This window comes from Enterobacter sp. MGH 24 (assembly GCF_000493015.1).
In the GTDB taxonomy this organism is placed as follows: domain Bacteria; phylum Pseudomonadota; class Gammaproteobacteria; order Enterobacterales; family Enterobacteriaceae; genus Enterobacter.
This window is the reverse complement of record NZ_KI535657.1, coordinates 1,057,482-1,079,422: the sequence shown is the minus strand read 5'-3', so window position 1 is coordinate 1,079,422 and position 21,941 is coordinate 1,057,482. Positions and strand designations below refer to the sequence as shown.

19 protein-coding genes are annotated in these 21,941 nt (G+C 57.1%); 6 read left to right on the top strand and 13 right to left on the bottom strand.

Annotated elements, in window-relative coordinates; translation table 11 throughout:
* Positions 1-25: 25 nt before the first annotated feature.
* Positions 26-1,183, top strand: coding sequence for a DDE-type integrase/transposase/recombinase (locus tag L370_RS16595; protein ID WP_023332995.1), 1,158 nt, complete (start codon positions 26-28; stop codon positions 1,181-1,183).
* A gap of 88 nt (positions 1,184-1,271) precedes the next feature.
* Here the strand turns inward: L370_RS16595 and nfuA are convergent, their stop codons facing one another.
* Together nfuA and gntX are read right to left on the bottom strand one after the other, a co-directional pair.
* The gene (gene nfuA / locus L370_RS16600) at positions 1,272-1,847 is read right to left on the bottom strand and encodes a Fe-S biogenesis protein NfuA (RefSeq protein ID WP_003861601.1); all 576 of its coding nucleotides are present in this window, start codon (positions 1,845-1,847) and stop codon (positions 1,272-1,274) included.
* 61 nt (positions 1,848-1,908) lie between these two features.
* Positions 1,909-2,592: a DNA utilization protein GntX gene (gntX, locus tag L370_RS16605; RefSeq protein WP_023333717.1), complete on the bottom strand. Its 684-nt coding sequence runs from the start codon at positions 2,590-2,592 to the stop codon at positions 1,909-1,911.
* A gap of 36 nt (positions 2,593-2,628) precedes the next feature.
* On the opposite strand from gntX, the gene bioH reads away from it, so the two are divergent.
* The gene (gene bioH / locus L370_RS16610; RefSeq protein WP_023333716.1) at positions 2,629-3,402 is read left to right on the top strand and encodes a pimeloyl-ACP methyl ester esterase BioH; all 774 of its coding nucleotides are present in this window, start codon (positions 2,629-2,631) and stop codon (positions 3,400-3,402) included.
* 111 nt (positions 3,403-3,513) lie between these two features.
* A complete protein-coding gene (locus L370_RS16615) occupies positions 3,514-3,783 on the top strand; it encodes a YdgH/BhsA/McbA-like domain containing protein (protein WP_023309499.1) in 270 nt (89 codons plus the stop codon).
* Positions 3,784-3,816: 33 nt separating this feature from the next.
* Here L370_RS16615 and feoC read toward each other — a convergent pair whose 3' ends face one another.
* The 5 genes from feoC to greB form a co-directional block, all read right to left on the bottom strand.
* A complete protein-coding gene (gene feoC, locus L370_RS16620) occupies positions 3,817-4,053 on the bottom strand; it encodes a [Fe-S]-dependent transcriptional repressor FeoC (RefSeq protein WP_023333715.1) in 237 nt (78 codons plus the stop codon).
* Positions 4,054-4,063: 10 nt separating this feature from the next.
* Positions 4,064-6,382, bottom strand: coding sequence for a Fe(2+) transporter permease subunit FeoB (gene feoB / locus L370_RS16625; protein ID WP_023333714.1), 2,319 nt, complete (start codon positions 6,380-6,382; stop codon positions 4,064-4,066).
* A gap of 31 nt (positions 6,383-6,413) precedes the next feature.
* Complete coding sequence (feoA, locus tag L370_RS16630; protein ID WP_008503050.1) at positions 6,414-6,641, bottom strand: ferrous iron transporter A; 228 nt, start codon at positions 6,639-6,641, stop codon at positions 6,414-6,416.
* Between the two features lie 319 nt (positions 6,642-6,960).
* Complete coding sequence (locus L370_RS16635; RefSeq protein ID WP_023333713.1) at positions 6,961-9,291, bottom strand: Tex family protein; 2,331 nt, start codon at positions 9,289-9,291, stop codon at positions 6,961-6,963.
* A gap of 87 nt (positions 9,292-9,378) precedes the next feature.
* A complete protein-coding gene (gene greB, locus L370_RS16640; protein ID WP_014885539.1) occupies positions 9,379-9,852 on the bottom strand; it encodes a transcription elongation factor GreB in 474 nt (157 codons plus the stop codon).
* A gap of 232 nt (positions 9,853-10,084) precedes the next feature.
* Between greB and ompR the strand changes: the two genes are divergently transcribed.
* Both ompR and envZ read left to right on the top strand, forming a co-directional pair.
* Complete coding sequence (gene ompR, locus L370_RS16645; RefSeq protein WP_001157751.1) at positions 10,085-10,804, top strand: osmolarity response regulator transcription factor OmpR; 720 nt, start codon at positions 10,085-10,087, stop codon at positions 10,802-10,804.
* The gene (envZ, locus tag L370_RS16650; protein ID WP_023333712.1) at positions 10,801-12,147 is read left to right on the top strand and encodes a two-component system sensor histidine kinase EnvZ; all 1,347 of its coding nucleotides are present in this window, start codon (positions 10,801-10,803) and stop codon (positions 12,145-12,147) included. Before ompR ends, envZ begins: the two co-directional genes overlap by 4 nt.
* Positions 12,148-12,213: 66 nt before the next feature.
* On the opposite strand, the gene pckA is transcribed toward envZ, so the two are convergent.
* The 5 genes from pckA to L370_RS16675 form a co-directional block, all read right to left on the bottom strand.
* A complete protein-coding gene (gene pckA, locus L370_RS16655; RefSeq protein ID WP_023309493.1) occupies positions 12,214-13,833 on the bottom strand; it encodes a phosphoenolpyruvate carboxykinase (ATP) in 1,620 nt (539 codons plus the stop codon).
* Between the two features lie 345 nt (positions 13,834-14,178).
* The gene (hslO, locus tag L370_RS16660; protein WP_162269339.1) at positions 14,179-15,063 is read right to left on the bottom strand and encodes an Hsp33 family molecular chaperone HslO; all 885 of its coding nucleotides are present in this window, start codon (positions 15,061-15,063) and stop codon (positions 14,179-14,181) included.
* Positions 15,064-15,080: 17 nt separating this feature from the next.
* Positions 15,081-15,482 (bottom strand): ribosome-associated heat shock protein Hsp15, encoded by a 402-nt coding sequence (gene hslR / locus L370_RS16665; RefSeq protein WP_023333710.1) that lies wholly within the window; start codon positions 15,480-15,482, stop codon positions 15,081-15,083.
* Positions 15,479-16,162, bottom strand: a complete 684-nt coding sequence (yrfG, locus tag L370_RS16670; protein ID WP_023333709.1) for a GMP/IMP nucleotidase — start codon at positions 16,160-16,162, stop codon at positions 15,479-15,481. Before yrfG ends, hslR begins: the two co-directional genes overlap by 4 nt.
* A 67-nt stretch (positions 16,163-16,229) precedes the next feature.
* On the bottom strand, positions 16,230-18,365 hold the full coding sequence (locus L370_RS16675; protein WP_023333708.1) for an intracellular growth attenuator family protein: 2,136 nt from the start codon (positions 18,363-18,365) through the stop codon (positions 16,230-16,232).
* 321 nt (positions 18,366-18,686) lie between these two features.
* On the opposite strand from L370_RS16675, the gene nudE reads away from it, so the two are divergent.
* A complete protein-coding gene (gene nudE / locus L370_RS16680; RefSeq protein WP_023333707.1) occupies positions 18,687-19,247 on the top strand; it encodes an ADP compounds hydrolase NudE in 561 nt (186 codons plus the stop codon).
* Positions 19,248-19,326: 79 nt separating this feature from the next.
* Here nudE and mrcA read toward each other — a convergent pair whose 3' ends face one another.
* Positions 19,327-21,879, bottom strand: coding sequence for a peptidoglycan glycosyltransferase/peptidoglycan DD-transpeptidase MrcA (gene mrcA, locus L370_RS16685; protein ID WP_023333706.1), 2,553 nt, complete (start codon positions 21,877-21,879; stop codon positions 19,327-19,329).
* Positions 21,880-21,941: the final 62 nt, after the last annotated feature.

Below are 21,941 nucleotides of genomic sequence, written 5' to 3'. Positions count from 1 at the left end.
ACTGGCATAGAAGAGGAGACTCGCTATGCCCTGGACTGAGACCCGACCTATGCAACGCCTTGATTTTATCCGTGCCTGCCATGCAGGTACGGATTCTTTTTCAGCCCTCTGCCGTCTCTTCGGCATCAGCCGAAAAACCGGTTACAAATGGCTTCAGCGTTTTGACCCCTCTGACCTGTCATCTCTCTCTGACCGGTCGCGTGCTCCGCATTCCCACTCCCGGACGGTTCCTGATGATATCGCCGGGCAGCTTACGGCTCTGAGGCAAAAACACCCTGACTGGGGGCCGAAAAAACTGCGGATGTGGCTGCTCAATCATCACGTCGATTTTACCGTCCCTGCTGCCAGCACTATCGGCGATATCCTCAAGCGTGAAGGCCTGGTTCCGGATAAAAAGCGAAAACGCCGAACCCCGGGCAATCGCCAGCCCCTGACCATCATCAGTGAGAACAATCAGGTCTGGAGCGCTGATTTTAAAGGCAAGTTCAGGCTGCTGAGCAGAGAGTACTGCCATCCCTTCACCCTGACCGACAATCACAGCCGGTATCTGCTGAGCTGCCGGGGAACGGACCGGGAGAGCGAGCCCTTCGTCAGACAGTGCCTGACGGATGCGTTCCTGGAGTACGGTCTGCCGGAAGTGCTCAGAACCGATAACGGGCAGCCCTTCGCGGGAACAGGGATAGGCGGACTAAGTCGTCTTGCCGTCTGGCTAATCAAGCTGGGCATCAGGCCGGAGCGTATCAGAAAGGGTCATCCGGAAGAAAACGGCCGTCATGAGCGAATGCACCGCTCCCTGAAAAGTGCGGTGAAACAGGGCAACACCTTCATGACGATGGAAGAACAACAGCGGTGGTTCAGTGACTACCGGGAGGAGTTTAACCACGAAAGGCCGCATGAAGCCCTGGCGGGTGCAACGCCCGGAACGGTGTGGAAACCCTCGAACCGGCACTGGGATGGCAGTGTTCCTGAATACGCGTATCCGGAAGGCGGTACGGTCTACAGGGTGAAATCGCGGGGGACACTTTATATGGGGAAAAAGGGGACGGTGTTCCTGAGTGAAGCGCTGACTGATGAGTACATCATGCTGGAAGAACAGGATGATGGCCTGGAGGCCATCATCTTTAACGGAATAACGCTTGCGTACTACGACCGAAAAACCCAGAGTGTGCTCCGGATAGACTAAAAAGTGTTACCTATGTTCCCGGTCTGATCTGTCACCTATGTATCCGGTCATACAGTAGCGCCACCGGGCAATACAGACGCGTACTGAATTAGTAGTAGGAGTGCTCGCCGCGCTGGTGCTCGGTCAGGTCACGCACGCCTTTCAGTTCCGGGAACTCGTTCAGCAGCTGCTTCTCGATCCCTTCTTTCAGCGTCACATCGACCATTGAACAGCCGTTACAGCCGCCGCCGAACTGAAGGATCGCCAGACCGTCTTCCGTGATTTCCATCAGGGAAACACGACCGCCGTGGCCCGCCAGCTGTGGGTTGATCTGGGATTGCAGCAGATACTCAACGCGCTCCATCAGCGGGGCATCGTCAGACACTTTACGCATTTTCGCGTTCGGCGCTTTCAGGGTCAGCTGAGAACCCAGCTGATCGGTGACGAAGTCGATCTCCGCATCTTCAAGATACGGTGCGCTCAGCTCATCAACGTAAGCGGTGAGCTGTTCAAATTTAAGGGCAGTGTCAGTCGCTTCCACAGCGTCCGGAGGACAATAAGAAACACCACATTCTGCATTCGGAGTGCCTGGATTAATCACAAACACGCGGATCTGCGTCCCTTCTTCCTGATTTGCCAGCAGTTTGGCAAAGTGCGCTTGTGCAGAATCGGAAATACGGATCATAGCTTTGGCCTAATAGTTGACTAAATTACCTGGGTATAATCATACGCCCATTGAAGAAGGGCTACAAGGTACGGCACAGACACCATACCTGAACCGACGCGGCGCCGCTTCGCAAAAGCAGTCGGGAAAGTTCAGCAACGGTACTGCCCGTGGTGACGACATCATCCACAATTGCGATATGGAGACCGTCGACCGGCAATTCAAGGCGAAAGGCATTTTTGAGGTTTCTTTTGCGAAGCCGGGCGCTGAGCTGATGCTGGATGGCCGTTGCATGAACGCGTGTAAGCGCCCTGGCATCGTACCGACAGCCGAGCCACCGGGCGAGGGGGCGGCAAATCAGGTCACTCTGGTTATAGCCGCGCCGCCAGTGCCGACGTCGGTATAAGGGGACATTCACCACCAGATCGACTTTCGGCAGTGCGCGATGACGCCGTGCCTGCAAAACCGCCAGCAACAGCAGGCGGGCAAGGGGCTGAGCCAGCGAACTCTGCCCGGAAAACTTCAGCGCGTGAATCAGCCTGCTCAACGGTGGAACATAATCATTCACGGCCACCAGCGCGCTCCATGGCGGGGATTTTTTCAGGCAACGGCCACAGGGCAAAGAGGGATTTGTGGCCGGTAAACCACATTGTGGACAGATCCCAATACGCCATTCCAGCGATCGCGTGCAGACGGAGCAGACGCCCCACCGGCTGAGCGCCAGCGGCATTCTGCATAGCCAGCACAACCCAGGTGCTGTTAGCATGTGCAACCTCCATGTGAAAAAAGAGAACAGTAACTGATGAAGACGCTGTGGTGGCAGACCGTAGGGACAGGAAATTGCCATCTTGTGCTGCTGCACGGATGGGGCCTGAATGCGGAGATATGGCATTGCATACGTGAGGAACTAGCCTCGCATTTCACGCTGCATCTGGTGGACTTACCCGGCTTTGGCCGCAGCCGCGGTTTTGGCGCGTTATCGCTAGATGAGATGGCGCAGCAGGTTCTGGACGCTGCGCCGCAAAACGCGGTTTGGCTGGGCTGGAGCCTGGGCGGGCTGGTGGCGAGCCAGATTGCGCTGTCGCGGCCTGACCGCGTAAAAGCGCTGGTGACGGTGGCGTCGTCGCCCTGTTTTAGCGCGCAGGACGCGTGGCCAGGGATCAAACCTGACGTGCTGGCGGGCTTCCAGCAGCAGCTGAGCGACGATTTCCAGCGGACCGTAGAGCGGTTCCTGGCATTGCAGACAATGGGCACTGACACCGCGCGTAAGGATGCCCGCACGCTGAAGCAGACCGTGCTTTCGCTGCCGATGCCGGAGGTTGAGGTGCTTAACGGGGGTCTTGAGCTCCTGAAAACGGTTGACCTGCGCGAGCCGCTGGCAGCTCTGACGGTGCCACACCTGCGTATCTACGGTTACCTCGACGGGATTGTGCCGCGCAAAGTGGTTCCGCTGCTGGATTCACTCTGGCCGGACAGTGAATCGCAAATCATTGCCAAAGCCGCGCATGCCCCGTTTATCTCTCATCCGACGGAATTTTGTTCAGCGCTGATTGCGTTAAGTCAACGTTTAGACTGATTATTTTCTATCCAGCCTGGAAAAAGTTACACACCGCAACCATACTCCTGATGTCGTTGCGGTTGTTCTGCCTACGATAATCAAAACAACAATCCTATGGAGAGTCAGGTTATGAAACTTGTTACAGGTATTGTCACTTCTCTGGTTATTGGGTCACTGTCATTTGGCGTCTTTGCGGCAAAAGAGCTGGAAAAAGATAAAGTTGCCGGCATGAATCTGACGAAAATTGGTGAGATTTCTACGTCTGACACCACCGCGCCGATGGACGCGAGAAAAGAGCTGTCGAAGAAAGCGGATGAGCTGGGCGGAACGTACTACGTCGTCACCAGCGCTGAAAAACAGACCAAAAACGTACGCGCAACGGCGGACGTCTACAAGTAATACGATAAAGCCAGGCAGCGATGCCTGGCTTGATTAACGCAGTGCCCACCACTCCCTGAGACAGGCCTTTCCTTCCGGACAGCTTTTACAACTGCCGGAGAGACAACCGTCCGCGTCTTCCTGAATCCGCACGGCTTTCCCCATGGCTTCCAGTCTTTCCAGAATGGCATCGATCATCGGCTGCGGCGTATGCAGGCTGAGGCTCAGCTGTTTCGCCTCCATTCGCCCTTGCAGTGCCAGCAGATCACGAACCTGAATCAACGATGCCATGGTGTGCTCCTTAGTGACAGTCGCCCGCCGGGCTGCTGCAGCAGGTCGCGGCGGTTTTACGGTTTGCCAGCAGGTCGATGTCGACGCGGCTGCGTGCCCGCCGCAGAAGACCGAGCACTATTATGTTAAACAGCACAACCGCGAGAATGCAGACCAGGCTGTAGCGCGGATGCTGGCTGAAGTTAACGGTTTGATAAAAGAGCGTCGACAGCGAGTACGCAATGTTTAACCCCCACAGGATGGAGAAGCCCATCCAGCCGCGGCTGGACTCGCGGGCAATCGCCCCCATCACCGAGATGCACGGAATGTAGAGCAGAACAAAGATGAGGTAGCTGTAGGCCGCGGACGCGCTGCCAAATTTCTCGCTCATCACGCCCATGGCTCCCGTCGCCATTTCACCGTCGCCTTTGCTCGCTTCAATTGGGTTCGCCAGCACGCTCAGGCTGAAGGTGTCTTTCAGGCTCTGCCAGGTCTCCTCTACGGCACCCAGCAGTTCATGACCGAGATGAAACTCTGCCGGATTAAATTCCTGTTCCTGAATGTTCTCAGCGGTATAAAGCGTGTTCAGGGTGCCGACAACCACCTCTTTTGCCATCGCACCGGTGAACAGCCCGACGGTTGCCTGCCAGTTATCCTCATGCACGCCAATCGGTTTGAAAACGGGCGTGATGACGCGGCTGACGGAGGCGAGGGCCGAGTCGTTGATGTTATCTGCCGCCTGCCCGCTGAGGGTGAAGCTGTTCAGCGCGCTCAGGAAAATGCTGACGATGACAATCACCTTACCGGCGCGCAGCACAAAGCCTTTCAGGCGCTGCCAGGTCTGGATCGCCAGGCTTTTCAGATGTGGCACGTGATACACCGGCAGCTCCATCACAAACGGTGACGCTTCACCGCGCATGATGGTGTGCTTCAGCATCAGACCGGTGAGGATCGCCATCACAATACCCAGCACATACAGCGAAAAGACCGCCAGCGCGCCCTGTTGGCCAAAGAAGGCTGCGGCAAAGACCGCAAAGATGGCCAGACGGGCACCGCAGGACATAAACGGCGCCATCATGATGGTCATCAGACGTTCACGCGGCGCATCAAGCGTGCGCGCGCCCATCACCGACGGCACGTTACAGCCGAAGCCGACAATCAGCGGGACGAAGGATTTACCCGGCAGACCCAGCGCCTGCATCAGACGATCCATCACGAACGCGGCGCGCGCCATGTAGCCGGAATCTTCCAGGAACGAGAGGAACAGATACATCATGCCGATCTGCGGCACCAGCGGCAGAACGGTGTTGATACCGCCGCCGATCCCCTGCGCGAGGAAGATGGTTAACCATTCCGGGAAGTGCAGGGTGTAACCCACCCACTGAATACCGTGGACGAAGATCGCGACGGAACCGGCGTCGAAAATAGGCTGGAGTGCGCCGCCGATGTTAATGGCGAGCAGGAACATCACGTACATCACCAGCAGGAAGATGGGCAAACCGAGGAAGCGGTTAAGCACCACTTTATCCACCGCCGCCGTAAAGCGGCTGGGTTCTGCCGTCAGGGCGTTACTGACCACGTCGCAAATCGAGGCGATGGCCTGGTAACGTGCATCGGCGATGTGCAGCGCCGGGTCGTCCAGCTCGTCGCTAAGACGAGCTACCGTCGCGTCCAGCTTATCTGCCGCATGCCCGGCGTAAGCGCGGCTGTAGATATCCCCTTCCAGCATCTGCAGACCAAGCCACAGGCGCTGTTTCGCAGGCATGCTTGTGTCCATCTCCTGCGCCAGCACATAGGCTTCGCGCAGGAGAGGCTGTGCGTAATGCACCAGCTCAATGTCGCGATTACCCTGGTGACGGTCAATGGCCAGCTTCAGCGCATCAATACCGCGAGCGCGCGTCGAGACCAGCGGAACGACCGGGCAACCCAGGCGCGCGGAGAGGGCATCGACGTCGATACGCAGCTTTTGTTTCTCCGCTATGTCGAGCATGTTGAGCGCCACGATGCAGGGGATCCCCAGCTCCAGCAACTGCAGCGTCAGATAAAGGTTACGTTCGAGATTGGAAGCGTCGACCACGTTGATCAGCAGGTCCGCGTCGCCGCCAAGAATATAGTGGCAGGCAATCTGCTCATCCAGCGAAGTTTGCGACGAAATGGTGGTTAAGGAGTAGGTGCCGGGAAGGTCAACCAGCGTCACCTGGCTGTCCGTTGTCGTGAACTGGCCCTCTTTACGCTCAACCGTCACGCCCGCCCAGTTGCCCACGCGCTGGCGGGCTCCGGTCAGCTGGTTAAAAAGGGTGGTCTTGCCGGAATTAGGATTGCCAATTAAGCCAATAGTTAACTTTTTCATTTTTTTTAGACTCACTGAAACCGCTGGCTTGTTATCGGGATAAGGCTTCGACTTCAATTAACGCGAGGTCTTTCTTACGCAGCACCAGATTCACGCGGCGGGTTTCGATATGAACCGGGTCACCTAGCGGCGCCACGCGCACGACCTGGAATGACGAGCCGGGCAGCATGCCCAGCGACAGCAGCTTTTGCCGATAGGCCGGGCTAATTTCGCGGGTAAAACCGGTAATCTTCCATGCACTGTCTGGAGTGAATTGCATAACGCCTGATTCCACGAAAGGTTAAATTATCTACTATGGGATGATAATGAGAATAGTTTTTATCAGCAATATTAAAACTGTGACGGAATGTTGTTTGCGGTATTAATTTACGGCCTGTTTGACCTTGCTCAATATTTGCTGAATTGCCAGGAAAACGAAAAGGGGAGTATTTGTTAACGGGGTGATAATTCGTGGTTTAAATATGGCTACATCCTATTTATTTTAATTCGCTGCGGCCTGCTTGCCGGGCGGCACTGCGTTTGCCCGGCCTACAAAAGCGTAGGCCCGGTAAGCGCAGCGCCACCGGGCGTTGACAACCTTAGCGTTTCTTACCCATCGCTGCCGCCAGCGCATCCATCATCGCGCTGTTGCCTGCAGGCTGTGCATCACGTCCGCGAGGTTTCGCGGCCTTCGCGGCCGGGCGCTGCTGCTCGCGACCACCGCCATTGCCGCCACGACGCGCGTTGGTGTCGCCCGGCTGCTCGTCCAGACGCATGGTCAGGGCGATACGCTTGCGCTGCAGATCCACTTCCAGCACTTTGACCTTCACGATGTCGCCCGCTTTGACCACGGTGTGCGGGTCTTCAACGAACTTGTCGGCGAGGGATGAGATATGCACCAGACCGTCCTGATGCACGCCGATATCCACAAACGCGCCAAAGTTGGTGACGTTGGTCACCGCGCCTTCCAGCACCATGCCGGGCAGCAGGTCGTTCATGGTTTCCACGCCGTCAGCAAAGGTCGCCGTTTTGAACTCAGGACGCGGATCGCGGCCCGGCTTTTCCAGCTCTTTGATGATGTCGGTGACGGTTGGAACACCAAATTTGTCGTCGGTGAAATCAACGGCTTTCAGGTTGCGCAGGGCGCTGCTGTCGCCCATCAGGTCTTTCAGCGCCTGCTGGGTGGCGGCCAGAATACGCTCGACAACCGGATAGGCTTCCGGGTGAACGGTAGAGGCATCCAGCGGGTTATCGCCGTGGTTGATGCGCAGGAAGCCCGCACACTGCTCAAAGGCTTTTGGCCCCAGACGGCTCACCTTCAGCAGCTGCTGACGGTTCTGGAACTGACCGTTCTCATCACGCCAGGCGACGATGTTCTGCGCCATCATGCGCGTTAAGCCCGCCACGCGGGTCAGCAGCGGAACGGAGGCGGTGTTCAGGTCAACGCCGACGGCGTTTACGCAGTCTTCCACGACAGCATCCAGCTTGCGCGCCAGCTGCGTCTGGCTCACGTCGTGCTGATACTGGCCCACGCCGATGGATTTCGGGTCGATCTTCACCAGCTCCGCCAGCGGATCCTGCAGGCGGCGAGCGATCGAGACCGCGCCGCGCAGGGAAACGTCCAGGTCCGGGAACTCTTGCGCCGCCAGCTCGGACGCGGAATAGACGGATGCCCCCGCTTCGCTGACGATCACTTTCTGCGCCGTCACTTTCGGGAACTGCTTCTGCACGTCGAGGTAGAAACGCTCGGTTTCGCGTGAGGCCGTACCGTTACCGATGGCAACCAGCTCCACGTTGTATTTTTCGCACAGCGCCGCCACCACGACGGCCGCTTTCGCCGCCTGGCCGGTGTGCGGGTAAATGGTGTCGGTGGCAACCAGCTTGCCGGTGCCGTCAACCACGGCGACCTTCACGCCGGTACGCAGACCCGGATCGAGACCCATGGTGGCGCGCAGGCCAGCAGGAGCAGCCATCAGCAGGTCGTGCAGGTTACGGGCGAAGACGTTGATCGCTTCGTCTTCGGCGCGCTCGCGCACGGTGCCCATCAGCTCGGTTTCGAGGTGCATCAGCACCTTGATGCGCCAGGTCCAGCTCACCACGCCTTTGCGCCAGCTGTCCGCCGGGGCGTTGTTCAGGCGCAGGCCAAGATGGTCGATAATGATCTGCTCGCAGTGGCTCTCTTTCGGCGGCTCGTCGAACTGCGGGTCGGCGTTCAGGGAGAGCTGGAGCACGCCTTCGTTGCGGCCGCGGAACATCGCCAGCGCGCGGTGTGAAGGCGTAGTGGAGATCGGTTCGTGGTGATCGAAGTAGTCACGGAATTTCGCGCCTTCTTCCTCTTTACCCGCGACGACGGTAGAGACGATGTGGGCATTCTTCCACAGGTAATCACGCACTTTAGCGAGCAGGGCGGCGTCTTCGGCGAAGCGCTCCATCAGAATGTAGCGCGCGCCGTCGAGGGCGGCCTTGGTGTCCGCTACGCCTTTGTCGGCGTCGATAAATTTCGCCGCTTCGGTTTCCGGGTCATGGGACGGCTCGTTCCACAGCAGGTCGGCCAGCGGCTCAAGGCCCGCTTCAATCGCAATCTGCCCGCGCGTGCGGCGCTTTGGTTTATACGGAAGATAGAGATCTTCGAGTTCGGTTTTGCTCAGGGTACCGTTAATGGCGCTTTCCAGCTCGCCGGTCAGCTTGCCCTGTTCGCCGATGGATTTGAGGATCGCCTGACGACGTTCTTCCAGCTCGCGCAGATAGCCCAGACGGGTCTCCAGGTTACGCAGCTGCGTGTCGTCCAGACCGCCGGTGACTTCCTTACGATAGCGTGCAATAAACGGCACGGTGTTCCCTTCATCAAGCAGGCGAACGGCAGCTTCTACCTGTTCGGCTCTGGCCTGAATATCACCCGCAATAATGCGGCAGAGCGAATCTTTCATCATGGCTTTATCATCTGTTGAGTCGAAAAATCAGGGGATAGTTATACGGGCTGACACGGCAAAATGCCAGCCGGGGAGGGCGCTCTCGGACTATTTTACGTAGACGATCTCATTGACGTACCAGCTGGCTTCTCCGGCTGGGGTCTGAACGACGGCCAGGTCGCCCACTTCCTTTTTCAGCAGCGCGCGGGCCATCGGGGAGTCGATGGAGATGTAATCCTTACGACCAAAAATTTCATCGTAGCCGACAATACGAAAACGCAGGGTGTCACCGTCGTCGTTTTCAATCTCCACCCACGCGCCGAAGAACACTTTGCCCTCCTGCTGCGGGGAGTAATCGACAATTTTGAGATTCTCGAGGCACTTGGTCAGATAGCGAACCCGGCGGTCAATTTCGCGCAGCCGCTTTTTATTGTACTGGTAGTCAGCGTTTTCGCTGCGATCGCCCAGGCTTGCTGCCCAGGTGACCTTTTTGGTTACTTCAGGACGCTCCTCGCGCCAGAGGTAATCCATCTCTTTTTTGAGCTTTTCGTACCCTTCGCGGGTGATCAGGGGCGTTTTCATGGTAAAGCCTTTGCTGCCTGCCGGTTAACTGTCTTGCGCACAATACGTACCACACAGTGTAACAGACAGGATTAATAATGATTTATGTGATGAAATGAGCAGATAAGCTGCTGTTAAATATGCTTTGTAACAATTTCGACTAGAATTTATACCAGAATTAGCTGGTCGAATACGTGCACTTTTTTAGAATACGCTGTTACAAAGACTATCCGAACCTTTGGGAGTACACACAATGCAAGAGAACTACAAAATTCTGGTCGTGGATGACGACATGCGCCTGCGTGCGCTGCTGGAACGTTATCTGACCGAGCAGGGCTTCCAGGTTCGTAGCGTCGCGAACGCTGAGCAGATGGACCGTCTGCTGACCCGTGAATCTTTCCACCTGATGGTTCTCGACCTGATGCTGCCTGGCGAAGATGGGCTCTCTATCTGCCGCCGTCTGCGCAGCCAGAGCAACCCGATGCCGATCATCATGGTGACGGCGAAGGGCGAAGAAGTTGACCGTATCGTGGGCCTCGAAATCGGCGCCGACGACTATATTCCAAAACCGTTTAACCCGCGTGAACTGCTGGCGCGTATTCGCGCTGTTCTCCGCCGTCAGGCGAACGAACTGCCTGGCGCACCGTCGCAGGAAGAAGCCGTCATCGCCTTCGGCAAGTTCAAGCTGAACCTCGGCACGCGCGAGATGTTCCGTGAAGACGAGCCAATGCCGCTCACCAGCGGCGAGTTTGCGGTCCTGAAAGCGCTGGTCAGCCACCCGCGTGAACCGCTTTCCCGTGACAAGCTGATGAACCTGGCGCGCGGTCGCGAATACTCCGCAATGGAACGCTCTATCGACGTGCAGATCTCCCGTCTGCGCCGCATGGTGGAAGAAGATCCTGCGCATCCTCGTTATATTCAGACCGTATGGGGTCTGGGCTACGTGTTCGTCCCGGACGGCTCTAAAGCATGAGGCGAATGCGCTTCTCGCCGCGTAGCTCGTTTGCCCGCACCCTGTTATTGATCGTCACCCTGCTGTTCGTCAGCCTGGTGACGACCTATCTGGTGGTGCTGAACTTTGCGATCCTGCCGAGCCTCCAGCAGTTTAATAAGGTCCTGGCCTACGAAGTCCGTATGCTGATGACCGATAAACTGCAGCTGGAGGACGGCACGCAGCTCGTCGTTCCCCCGGCGTTTCGCCGTGAAATCTACCGTGAGCTGGGCATTTCGCTCTACTCCAACGAAGCGGCGGAAGACGCTGGCCTGCGCTGGGCGCAGCACTACGAATTCCTGAGCCAGCAGATGGCGCAGCAATTGGGCGGCCCAACGGAAGTGCGCGTTGAGGTCAACAAAAGCTCGCCCGTCGTCTGGCTGAAAACCTGGCTTTCACCCAATATCTGGGTGCGCGTCCCGCTGACCGAAATCCATCAGGGCGACTTCTCGCCGCTGTTCCGCTATACCCTGGCGATCATGCTGCTGGCGATAGGCGGGGCCTGGCTGTTTATCCGTATACAGAACCGACCGCTGGTCGACCTGGAGCACGCTGCGCTGCAGGTCGGTAAAGGGATTATTCCTCCTCCGCTGCGCGAGTATGGCGCTTCGGAAGTCCGTTCGGTGACGCGCGCGTTTAACCATATGGCGGCAGGCGTGAAGCAGCTGGCGGATGACCGTACGCTGCTGATGGCGGGCGTCAGCCATGACCTGCGCACGCCGCTAACGCGTATTCGTCTGGCGACGGAGATGATGGGGGAAGAGGACGGTTACCTTGCCGAGTCCATCAACAAGGATATCGAAGAGTGTAACGCTATCATCGAGCAGTTTATTGACTACCTGCGCACCGGACAGGAGATGCCAATGGAGATGGCGGATCTGAACGCGGTGCTGGGCGAAGTGGTGGCGGCGGAAAGCGGCTACGAGCGTGAAATTGATACCGACCTTCAGACGGGAGAGATCCAGGTTCGCATGCACCCGCTCTCCATCAAACGCGCGGTGGCCAACATGGTGGTCAACGCGGCGCGCTACGGCAACGGCTGGATTAAGGTCAGCAGCGGGTCTGAACTCAACCGCGCCTGGTTCCAGGTAGAAGACGACGGCCCGGGCATCAAGCCCGAGCAGCGTAAGCATCTGTTCCAGCCGTTTGTGCGCGGCGACAGCGCGCGCAGCACCAGCGGTACGGGCTTAGGCCTGGCGATTGTTCAGCGTATCATTGATAACCACAACGGGCTGCTGGAGATTGGCACCAGCGAGCGGGGTGGGTTGAGCATTCGCGCCTGGCTGCCGGTACCGGTGACGCGAGGGCAGGTGAAAGAGAGTTGAAAAAAGGGTGGCACGAGCCACCCTTTTTTGTAGGTCGGGTAAGGCGAAGCCGCCACCCGACATGGACTACAGTTTTGGACCCGCACTCACCAGCGCAGCACCCGCCGGGGTATCGGTGTACTTCTCGAAGTTCTCGATAAACAGCTTAGCCAGCGATTCCGCCTTCTCGCGCCACTGCTCCGGCGAACCGTACGTATTGCGCGGGTCGAGGATATGCGTATCCACACCCGGCAGCGACGTTGGGATCGCCAGGTCAAACATCGGCAGCGTGAAGGTTTCGGCGTCGTCCAGAGAACCATCCAGAATGGCGTCGATAATGGCGCGGGTATCTTTGATAGAGATACGTTTGCCGGTACCGTTCCAGCCGGTGTTCACCAGGTAAGCCTGCGCGCCGGATGCCTGCATGCGTTTCACCAGCACTTCAGCGTACTGCGTCGGGTGCAGCGACAGGAAGGCCGCGCCGAAGCAGGCGGAGAAGGTTGGGGTTGGCTCCGTCACGCCGCGCTCGGTACCCGCCAGCTTGGCGGTGAAGCCCGAGAGGAAGTGGTACTGCGTCTGGCTGGCCGTCAGGCGAGACACCGGAGGCAGCACGCCGAACGCATCCGCCGTCAGGAAAATGACCTTCGTGGCGTGACCCGCTTTTGAAACCGGCTTCACGATATTGTCGATGTGGTAGATCGGGTAAGAGACGCGGGTGTTTTCCGTTTTCGACGCATCGTCGAAGTCGATGGAGCCGTCTGCACGCACGGTGACGTTTTCCAGCAGCGCATCGCGACGGATCGCGTGGAAGATATCCGGCTCTGCCTCTTCAGACAGGCGAATGGTCTTCGCGTAGCAGCCGCCTTCAAAGTTGAATACGCCGTCGTCATCCCAGCCGTGTTCGTCATCGCCAATCAGGCGACGTTTTGGATCGGTGGACAGGGTGGTTTTCCCGGTGCCGGACAGGCCGAAGAATACCGCCACGTCGCCTTTTTCACCGACGTTAGCCGAGCAGTGCATGGAGGCGATGCCCCGCAGCGGCAGCAGGTAGTTCATGACGGAGAACATCCCTTTCTTCATTTCGCCGCCGTACCAGGTACCGCCGATCAGCTGGATACGCTCGGTCAGGTTGAAGGCAACAAAGTTTTCGGAGTTCAGGCCCTGCTCTTTCCACTGTGGGTTCGTGCATTTCGCCCCGTTCATCACGATGAAATCCGGAGTGAAATCCTGCAGCTCTTCGTCGGTTGGACGAATAAACATGTTTTTCACGAAATGCGCCTGCCAGGCCACTTCAGTGATAAAACGCACGGAGAGACGGGTGTCGGCGTTAGCGCCGCAGAAAGCGTCGACAATGAACAGACGCTTGCCGGAAAGTTGATGGGTGACGAGCCCTTTCAGGTGCTGCCAGGTTTCCGGAGAGAGCGGTTTGTTGTCGTTCTTCCCTTTGCCCTTGTCAGCCCACCACAGCGTATCGCGGGTGGTTTCGTCTCGGACGATATACTTATCTTTCGGCGAACGACCGGTAAAGATACCGGTATCGACGGCGATAGCACCAAGATTCGTCAACACACCGCGCTCGTATCCTTCCAGTGCTGGATTGAGCTCTTCCTGATACAGCGTATCGTAGTCGGGGTTGTAGACGATTTCCTGGACGTCGTGAATTCCATAAGCCTTGAGATCTTGCGGGGTTAAACCAGTAACACGCATATCACTGCTCCTTAGCCAATATGTACTGCCTGAAATTGTAGGGTTTTTCTGAGGTTGTTAACCGCGACGGGGCTCATAGATTTACGCATCTGGACAAAACCCTTACTAACGGAAAACGCTGCGACTCCAGTCACAGCGCAGGCGGATTATCGCAGGAATCGCTTTTTGGTTGGGGAAAATGTTCCGAAAAGGTTAAAGAGTGGTGATTTTATCGGAAAGAATGTGAATGTAATCGCATACACGTAAGAAAATTACGTAAGAGTTACATAGGGAAAACGATTCAGCTTATGCGGGGATTTTGACCCTCATCCCAAAGGGGAGAGGGTCAGGGTAAGGGGAAGAGGTTTAGTGAACCTGCGGATCCGCCGGGGAGGCGTTATTGCGGATCTCAGCGATATCCATCGAATTGAACACGTAGTGGGTACCGCAGTAGTCACAGTGCATATCAATTTCGCCGTCTTCCGCCATGATGCTGTCGATCTCTTCATCCGGCAGGGTTTTCAGTGCGCCAGCGCAGCGCTCGCGTGAGCAGGTGCACTTAAATTCCACCGCCTGCGGGTCGTAGACCGTCACTTCTTCTTCGTGGTACAGACGCCACAGCACGTCGGTCGCCGACAGGTTGAACAGCTCTTCCGCTTTGATGGTTTCGGTCAGCGTTGCCAGGTGCTCAAAGTCATTGGTCTGTGCGTCCTGCGCAGGCAGAACCTGCAGCAGCATACCGCCCGCAGCAGGCTGACCGTCCACTTCACCGGTGCGGATGAAGAGACGCGTCGGCAGCTGTTCAGAACGCATGAAGTAATCTTCCAGGCAGGCTGCCAGCGTATCGCCTTCCAGACCCACCACGCCCTGATAGCGCTCGCCTTCCTCAGGAGAGATGGTGATCACCAGGTAGCCATTACCCACCAGCGTCTTGAGGTCCGCATTTTCAGGCACGTCGCCCTGAACGCGCGCCACGCCGCGCATTTGCTGCTGGTTGTTGCCGTTGATCACCGCCAGCGTCATCGGGCCGTCACCCTGCAGCTGCACGGTGATATCACCGGCAAACTTCAGCGTCGCCGTCAGCAGGCTGGTGGCAACCAGCAGTTCGCCCAACAGGGTCTTCACCGGCAGCGGGTAGTTGTGGTTTTCCAGAATCTGTTTCCAGGTTTCCGATACGGTGACCAGCTCGCCGCGCACGGCGAATTGTTCAAACAGATAGCGGTGTAATTGGTCGTGTTGGGCCATTTTCATCTCTCGTGCGGGTGAGGTTACTCGGTCTCACCGTGTTTAAATTTCATCAGATCGCGGCGCTCTTTTTTATCCGGTCGCCTGTCCGGGTGAGGCATCGTCAGCGCGTTCATTTTGCGCGCCAGCGCGGTCTTCTCGCGTTTTTCAATGCTCTCCGCCGTCTCTTCATAAAGCAGTACGGCTTCTGTTGCGGGTCGACGCTGTTCGGTAATGGCTTTAATCACCACCGTACGTTCATCGTTGCCCTGACGCAGCGTTAAGGTGGCATTCAGCTCAACCAGCTTGCTCGGTTTGCTGCGCTGGCCGTTGTAATGCACTTTTCCGCCGTCAACCATCTCGCGGGCAAGGGCGCGTGTTTTATAAAAACGCGCTGCCCACAGCCATTTGTCCAGTCTTACCCCGTCAGAGGGTTTTTCTTTCATGGCGTCTCCTTCACGGTCAGTGAGGGGATCATCTGGCGATAGTCGTTCAGCCCAGGGTGGCGCAGATAGCTTTTTTCATCCAGGCCAGAGTCAGGATTGGTCACGCCCAGACAGTAGCGAATGCCAAACCTTGCCGCGGAATCCAGAATGGGCTCGCTGTCATCAATGAACAGCGTACGTTCTGGCTGCAAACCCGTCTCTTCCTTCACCGCATGCCACAACCGCTGATCCTCTTTCGGATAACCAAATGTGTGGGTGGAAAGTAATAAATCAAGGTGCGACGCCAGACCGGTGTGCTCCAGCTTCACCGCCAGATTATGTGGATGCGCGTTGGTCAGCAAAATACGGCGCTTGCCGCTTGCTTTCAGCGCATCCAGAAAGGGCACGGTATCCTCGCGCAGAACGGCGCGCGGGCCCTGGGCGGTGGTCATGGCACAAATATCCAAACCGAGGCGCTCGCTCCAGTAGTCAAGACAGTACCAGTTTAGCGTATGTTGCACCGCGCTATATTGCGAACGAATGAATGCCTGCGCTTCTGCCGGGGAGATCCCCTGCTGTTCGCCGTAGGTTTCAGGAACCAGCGTTTGCCAGAAATAGTTATCAAAGGCGAGATCGAGCAGCGTGCCGTCCATATCCAGCAGAACGGTATCAACCTCCTGCCAGGCGATATCAAGATGCATTAGGGGGAACTCCAGCCAGAAGAAACGTGCGCGACAGGGTAGCACATCTTGCCGCGCAACGACGTTATCAGATCAGGCTCTCAGACGAGGGGATCAGCTTAGGATTGAGGCAGTTTTCATAATACTGCTGGATGTCGGCAAGCCGGGTGCGCGAGCGCTGGTAGCGGCGCAGGGCCATAAAGCCGTTCCAGAAAATGGCGATCAGCATCGCGGTCATCAGCAGAGAGGTGCCAATGTAACGCCATAAACCTGCGCTATCCGGCATCCGGTGCAGCCCGATATGGCGGGTGCCGTTAGCATCGGTGTAGATGCTTGTGACAATCCCTTCGGCGCTGAACGGCGTTTGCATCAGCATCTGCGCCAGGCGCTGGAACTGGCTCCACTGCTCCTGCGCCGGGTAGTCATAAAGCGCGACCTGCGGGTAAGGCTGATCGACCAGGTCGCTGCCCTCATCGCTGACAATCACAAACCCGCCCGGTGCCGGGCTGTTCAGCGCCTGAGCCGCACGGGTGGTTTCGCGCATCATGAACGGCGAGGTCGAGGTGGCGACCAGGTTATCCAGCGATTCAGCGCTCACCGGACGGAGCAGCACGTTAACGCCGTCCAGCCGTCCCGCTTCGGCGCGCTTTACCAGCGAGTCCCAGTCTTTGCTGTTCCCCAGGTTGACCAGCGCATTCTTGAGGCGGATACACTCATCCTGCGAGGAGCAGAGATCTTCAGTTTTCAGGACGATGTCACCAAAATCATCCAGCAGAACCATGCCTGATTTCTGAATGGCCGAGCGCAGCGCAGGGCTGACGCGCGAATCATCGTCCGGTTTCGGGTGCAGCTGGCGGTTCACCGTCTGGGTAAGCGCCGTGGCCTTATTCACCACTTCGGATTCCGGCAGCGGCAGCGGCGGCGCGTCGTTCCAGATAATTTGCGAGCAGTCGAACGGCATGAACGGCGAGTTCTGGCGGGTGTTCCACGCCCCCGGGGTGTGAATATTACACATCCCGGTACCTTTCAGGCGCAGCGTGTCCCCCACGCGCACACCGGCTTCATCCAGTTTGTTGACGCTGCTCGCTTCAATGGTTTGCGCCCCTTTGATCCACGACAGAGTGAATTTTATGGGCATATCCAGCGGCACGAAAAGCAGCAGCATGGCTAAGACCAGCGCAGCGCCGCCGGCAATGACCGCGCTGCGCAGCCAGTGCTGAAGCGGGAAATTTTTCACTTCATCATGCAGAGACAGGAAGCGTCCCTGACGCACAACGTGGCGGTCAAGGTAGATATCAATATCGGTTTTCTGCCCTAAGTCCTGCGCAATCCACGGTTGCCAGTGGCGCGGGTAGATCAGGTCGATAATACCGAGCGAAATATTGTTGAGATGTTCTTGATCGTTTTCACCGAACAGGCCCCAGCGCTTTGGCGTACCGCGCAGGCAGTGGATCTCGCGCAGCGAGGTTTTGGCCGGTGGGGCAAAGAGCCCCCAAAGCCCGGCAGCCAGCAGCAGCACCGCGCCGCCAGCCAGCCAGGGGACAAACACATCCGGCGTGAGCAGGCAGATAAAAAAGAGCAGGAAGGACGCGACGATCAGAATAGCTTCACGGATGCCGTCCGGGCGGCTCAGGGCGTACTCTTCATGCGTTTCCTGGCGAATGTTCAGCAGTTCGATCTGCTCCGTCTCTTCGCCACGAATGGAAGCCTGCGTTGAACTCGCGCGCTCCAGCGCAAAACGCGGAGCTTCCTGAAGGTATTCATTCAGCGTATGGCCGTTAAGCGAAATAACCAGGGGCAACGAATCGGTGTGAATCAGCTCAACGCTGTTTTCGTCATTAATGTATTGCTCCCAGGACGGGGGCAGATGCACTTCGACGGAATCAAGGTAATAGCGCCATTTATTGGGGTCATCAGTGGTGATGCCATAGCGCGTGATGGAGCGCGTCACGCAGAGCACGGTATCACTTTGCGCATTAAGCTTTAGCGCGACGGGCGCAGCGGTGGCACCCGTTGGCCCAGGCGTTAACTGAGTACGGTTCAGGATTTCGAGATAGTTTTCAACCGCATCACGCTCGTCTTGCGTGAGTTTACGCGTGCTCGCACCCGCAAATGCATTTAAAAAGGGCAGACGATAACGGCGCTGTACCCGGCGCCTGTACAACCACCCTGCAACCAATGCGCTGGCCAGCATAGCAGCGAGAACAATCAAAATGGTGCTCATGCTTTCCCCATCTTACTTATCTTACAGGTGTAGTCAGTAGCACCTTTACATTGAATGAGAGTCTGTGGTTGGCTATCGGCAAGTATGGAGTCGAACTTGAGCATTCTGAAGCGCATCCCAGTGACCGGTGATGATAGCAAAGCCTGTTATGGCGCGATATCAGCAAATTCCTGGAAACATTTCAACCTCTTGACATTTGTTTTGAATTGAGGATTGATCCCTGCTACGTTGCATAAATGTAAATAAAGAACGATTGACATTGCCGAAACCGTGCGGCATATCGCACAATAACGCCAGTTCTCACTGCTAAGACCCATCACGATGAGCAAACCACTACAAAAACCCACCATTCTGAATGTTGAAACTGTCGCCAAATCGCGCCTGTTTAATGTCGAAAGTGTGGACCTGGAGTTCAGCAACGGTGTGCGTCGCGTTTATGAACGTATGCGCCCCTCTTCGCGCGAAGCGGTGATGATTATTCCCATTATCGACGATCATCTGATTTTGATCCGCGAATATGCTGTGGGAACGGAATCTTACGAGCTTGGTTTCTCGAAAGGGCTTATCGACCCGGGTGAAACCGTCTTTGAAGCGGCAAACCGCGAGCTGAAAGAAGAGGTCGGCTTCGGGGCGAATGAGCTTTCATTCCTGAAAAAACTGAGCATGGCGCCGTCCTATTTTTCCAGCAAAATGAATATCGTGGTGGCCGAAGATCTCTATCCTGAATCGCTCGAAGGGGATGAGCCGGAGCCGCTGCCGCAGGTTCGCTGGCCGCTAGCGCACCTGATGGATCTGCTGGAAGACCCTGACTTTAATGAGGCTCGCAACGTGAGCGCGCTGTTCCTGGTACGAGAGTGGCTGAAGGGGCAGGGGCGACTGTAGGCCATAAAAAAAGCCGGGTGGCGGCTTCGCCTTACCCGGCCTACGATGCTTTGCCCGGTTTTTACCGGGCATTTTTATTTTAGAACAGCTCGTGCGTTTCGCCGTTATCAATAATCTCTGTACCCACCTCATGCACCGCCTGCGTGGTCGGCTGCGTGCCCTCGATGAAATACTCTTCGCGACTATTACCGCCGTTGGCGAGCTGACCCGTGCTGCGGTCGATATTGACCGTGACCACGCCTGGCGGTGGCGTCAACGGCTGCTCCGGCACGCCTTCAAGAACGGACTTCATGTAGGCGTCCCAGGCCGGCTGCGCGCTCTTCGCTCCGCCTTCGTAGCCGGAAATCTGATCCTTAATCGCGCCGGATGCCGTTGTACGACCTAAGTCACGGCGGTGATCGTCGAAACCGATCCAGACCGATGTCACCACGCCCGGGCCGTAGCCGGAGAACCACGCATCTTTCGAACTGTTGGTTGTCCCCGTTTTACCGCCGATGTCATGGCGCTGCAAATCACGCCCTGCGCGCCAGCCTGTGCCCTGCCAGCCCGGTTCGCCGAAGATGTTGGTGTTCAGCGCGCTTTTGATCAGGAACGACAGCGGCGTGTTGATCACATGCGGGGCATACTCCGGCGCACCGGTCTGTGCCACCAGCGACTGGTTAGCCTGCTCGAGCTGCGGCTGCGGCACGACGCCGTTCTGCTGCTCCTGAGACACGGCAGGATCTTCCATGTCCTTGTTTTCAAGCACCTCGGATTTCGGCGTATTGCCATAAATGACCGGAATATCGCAGTCAGGACAGGCAATTTTCGGTTTTGCTTCGAACAGCACGCCGCCCTGATCGTTTTCGATCTTGCTGATGAAGTACGGGTCAATCAGGAAGCCGCCGTTGGCCATCACCGAGTACCCGCGTGCGACCTGAAGCGGCGTAAAGGAGGCGGAACCTAACGCCAGCGACTCGGTGCGAACGATGTTCTGCGCCGGGAAACCGAAGCGCTGCAGATACTCTGCGGCATAGTCGACGCCCATCGCGCGCATGGCGCGCACCATCACCACGTTTTTCGACTGTCCCAGACCCTGACGGAGACGAATAGGACCGGCATACTCCGCAGGGGAGTTCTTCGGCTGCCAGTCGGAACCGGCACCGGCATCCCAGCGGGAGATTGGCACGTCGTTCAGGATGCTGGCGAGGGTCAAGCCTTTATCCATCGCGGCCGTGTAGAGGAACGGTTTGATATTGGAACCGACCTGACGCAGCGCCTGGGTGGCGCGGTTAAATTTGCTCTGGTTGAAATCAAACCCGCCGACCAGGGCCAGGATGGCACCGTTCTGTGGATTGATAGAGACCAGGGCCGAGTTGACGTCCGGCACCTGCGCCAGCCACCAGGATTCGCCTACCTTGCGCACCCAGATTTGCTGCCCGGTTTGTACCGCATCGGTCACTTTACGCGGCGTTGCGCCCTGCAGGGTATCCGAGCGATAAGGACGCGCCCAGCGGATACCGTCCATACGCAGGGAGACGGAGGTACCGTCCGCGAGCGTCGCAACGGCCTCCTGAGGATCGGCCTGCGTCACCACGGCAGGAAGGAGCGGACCATAGGTCGGCAGCGCCTTCAGCGTACGGGTGATTTTTTTGTTGTCCCACGCGCTTTCGCCCACTTTCCAGAGCACGTTTGACGGGCCGCGATAGCCGTGACGCATATCGTAGTCCATCACGTTGTTCCGCACCGCTTCCTGAGCCGCCTGTTGGACTTTGCGGGTGACGGTGGTGTACACGCGATAGCCATCTTCATAGGCCTTGTCGCCATAACGATTCACCATCTCCTGGCGAACCATTTCGGTCAGGTAAGGGGACGCGAAGGCGATCTCAGGGGCATGGTAGTTAGCGTCAATGACATCGTTACGCGCCTGCTCGTACTCGCTCTGGCTGATGTAGCCTTCGCTCAGCATACGTGACAGGACGACGTTACGACGCGCGGTGGCGCGATCGAGCGAATAGAGCGGGTTAAACGTGGACGGCGCTTTCGGCAGACCGGCAATGGTTGCCATTTCGCTTAAGGTGAGTTGCTCAACAGGCTTACCGAAGTACACCTGTGCGGCAGCCCCCACGCCATAGGCGCGGTAGCCCAGGTAGATTTTATTGAGGTACAGCTCAAGGATTTCGTCTTTGCTCAGCAGCTGCTCAATACGAATCGCAAGGAACACCTCTTTGATCTTACGTATCAGCGTCTTTTCAGGGCTGAGGAAGAAGTTACGCGCCAGCTGCTGCGTAATGGTACTCGCCCCCTGAGAGGCGTGGCCAGAGAACAACGCAATGCTCGCGGCACGGAAAATCCCCACCGGATCGACACCGTGGTGCTCGTAAAAACGGCTGTCCTCCGTGGCGATAAAGGCTTTCACCATCACGGGGGGGATTTGGTTTAAGGTCAGCGGAATACGACGCTTCTCGCCATACTGCGCCATCAGCTCGCCATCGGCGCTATAGACTTGCATCGGGATCTGGAGTCGTACATCGCGAAGCGTGGCGACATCAGGTAGCTGTGGCTCAATATATTTGTACAAACCGTAAATCGAGCCTGCTCCCAGCAGAATGCAACAGACTGCAAGGATGAATAAATACTTTACGAACTTCACCGGAGATTTCCCATTTGGTTTCACTTGGGCAGTTTCTAAACAATCGCGCGGTAGTATAAAGG